This window comes from Bacillus sp. JJ1474 (genome assembly GCF_036965225.1).
GTDB lineage: Bacteria > Bacillota > Bacilli > Bacillales > Cytobacillaceae > Cytobacillus.
Window position 1 is genome coordinate 1,063 of sequence record NZ_JBALPC010000274.1, and the last position, 2,959, is coordinate 4,021.

Below are 2,959 nucleotides of genomic sequence, written 5' to 3' on the forward strand. Positions count from 1 at the left end.
GTTAGTCCAGTGTTAAATGACTGGAAGGAAGAAATTCTTAAATAGATATTTGGTACTTGATACTATAATAGAACCTTTCCATTGGAGAGGTTTTTTTATGTTTTTGAATTATTACGCTTTGCAAACTGGAAGACTGGATTTTTGTTTTCTTTTTATCGTAAGGAGGACAAATTATTATGAACCCATAAAGAGTGGGCTTTGAGGGTAAAAAGATTTGCCGATAATTTTGGAAAGGATTACAATATTGTTAATTGGAAATGATTGGTGATTCGATATTAGAAAAAGCCGGATCTCATTATTATTTATTGAAAATAATAATATAGGGGTATCAATATGGACAAGAAAACATTTAAGACACAGGTTATAGAATTATTAGAGCAGGAAGTAATTGGTCTATAAAAAGAAATAAAAATTAAATATATGAAAAAATGAATAAGGGATTACGAAAGAAATTTAATAGGTTCATCAACAAAGCAAGAATCTGATCATTCCATGAAAATAGGAATACTTGTTAGAACCACCTTAGCAAAATTAAATCAATCCAAGTTATTGACACCCGATAAGGTTGCCTTGTTACTAGATTCGAAATACTGTAAATCAACTTAAGTTCCGGGCATTACTAGGAAAAACAAAAATCGTTAGAAATAATGATATTAAGGGATATGAAAAATGACTCTAATGATGTAATTTTAATAAATGACGAATATATAGATCCTATAAGAATAGTAAACAAATATAAAAATGGTCCAATATTGAAGAGACTGAAAGTCTACCAACAAAAAAAGGAGTGGAGACGCTTTGTTCCACAAATTTTGAAAACAAAAATCCTGAATGGGATACTATGCCATTAAAGGAGNNAAGTCATCTGGAAAATGTAAGAGTATCTTAATGCAATATTTAGCTGATTTATCTCAAATCGTATTTGCTCCTGAAGTGGAAGAAAAGGCAGTTAATACAATAGACTTTAAAGATAGTATGTCCGAATCCATTTTGAGCATTGTTGAAATGATCATTCTTCCACACCTTGAATTAAAAAAATTAAAGGAGACAGGGGAAGGGTGAAATTCTTAAATCTTTGGAATCAACCGTTTAATGAAACTCTTAAAAAAGCTGTTAAGGATCGCAATGAATGGAATTATGCGAAATTAATAATAAAAAGAGGGGGATTTTGATGTCGAAAGAAAATAATGTAGAGGAGTCAATACCTAGTGCAGCCCCTTTGGTAGGTTCTTTACGCTCAATTGGATATGACTTAGAAACAGCTATTGCTGATATTATAGATAATAGTATAGACGCCGGGTGCAAAAAAGTAGATATTAAAATGACCTGGAATGAAGAAGGTAGCTTTATCCGAATTGAAGACGACGGTTCAGGTATGGATGAGGAGCAGTTGAAAAAAGCGATGAAACTAGGTTCTAAAAATCCTCAGATGATACGCGATAAGAAAGAATTAGGTCGCTTTGGTATGGGATTAAAAACAGCTTCATTTTCTTTAGGAAAAAGATTGACTGTTCTAACGAAAACATTAGGGAAAAAGGCTGTACGTTGTTGGGATTTAGAATATATAGAAAATGAAAATGAATGGGAAATTTTTTTGGAGCCTAGAGATGAAAAATCAATTGAAAGATTGGGAACCATTAATTCTGAATCAGGTACAGTGGTATTAATTGAAAATCTAGATAGAGTTGTGTCAAATTCTTTTACTATTAAGAAGCAGAAAAGCTTTTTTAATAAGATTTCCAAAGTAAGAAGTCACCTAGGCATGGTATTTCATCGTTATTTTAGCAGTATCGATAAAAAGTTACATTTAGTTTTAAATGGTGAAAAGGTCGAAGGGTGGGATCCCTTTTATCAAAAGTCCTTTGCGACTCAAATAAGACCTGTAGATGAGTATCTTATACATTACAGTCCTGTCAGTGTTCGTATTAATATTTTGCCTCACCATTCAAAATTAAGTGAAATTGAGTACGAATATGCAGGTGGACCTAAAGGATGGAACGCTCAGCAGGGGTACTATATTTATAGAAATAAGCGAATGTTGATAAGTGGCGGATGGCTAGGGTTGTTTCCTAGACAAGATAGTGCTAACTTAGCCCGTATTGAAATAGATATACAAAATGATGCAGATGTTGAATGGGGAATAGATATCAAAAAGTCTAAAGCGACTCCTCCCCTTGAAATACAAGATATTTTGAAAAAAGTAGGAATTGAGGCAAGAAGGTTGTCTCATGAAGTGTATTATCGTAGAACTGTAAAAGGGGTTGGAGGAAAAGCCAATCCTAGTTTAATTCATGATGAGTATTTATGGGAGCAAGTCTCTAAGAAAAGTGGGATCCATTTTAGAATCAATAAAAAATATAGCGTATTAGAAGAGATAAAAGAAAAGTTGGATGAACATTTGAAATCAAAATTAGATTACTATTTATTGCTATTAGAAGAAGATAGTCCAGGAAACTTATATGCATACCCTACAAAAAAAATAGAGGAATACACAATGCTAGATGAGGAAAATCAACAAAGAATTTTGATGATTGTGCGAGTCTTTAAAGAGTCCACAGGGAGTGATTTAGAGGCAATCATACAACATATCTTATCGTTTGAAACATTTAGTGGCTTTAATCCAAAACATATAAGACAACTAATCACAACTAATTGGGAGGGGAAATTTCAATGATTGAACAATTAAAAGAAGCATCCCTGGTGTTAATTGATATAAATATTAAAGAAGGTAAAGAGTTAAAGGAAGCTATTTCTCAAGGAATTGACCAAATGGCTATGGCATTTCCGGGTTTAACTCAAGAAGAAAAACAACAAGCAAAAGATGATCTTTTTAAAAAGTTAAAGCCTAATTCACAACAAGGAGCATTGTTAAAAAATAAAGATGATGTGAATCATAAAGCTTGGTATAAAGAGAAAAAAGAACATATCGATTTTAAATATTGGAATCGTTATCGTAAAT

General features: G+C 32.2%; 3 protein-coding genes. All 3 read left to right on the top strand.

Annotated features, from left to right (window positions below; all coding sequences use genetic code 11):
• Positions 1-888: 888 nt before the first annotated feature.
• On the top strand, positions 889-1,062 hold the full coding sequence (locus V7164_RS24295; RefSeq protein WP_335355498.1) for a hypothetical protein: 174 nt from the start codon (positions 889-891) through the stop codon (positions 1,060-1,062).
• Between the two features lie 109 nt (positions 1,063-1,171).
• The gene (locus V7164_RS24300; protein WP_335355499.1) at positions 1,172-2,674 is read left to right on the top strand and encodes an ATP-binding protein; all 1,503 of its coding nucleotides are present in this window, start codon (positions 1,172-1,174) and stop codon (positions 2,672-2,674) included.
• Positions 2,671-2,959: hypothetical protein (locus V7164_RS24305; RefSeq protein WP_335355500.1), on the top strand; the 289-nt coding region annotated here is incomplete at its 3' end. The genes V7164_RS24300 and V7164_RS24305, both read left to right, overlap by 4 nt.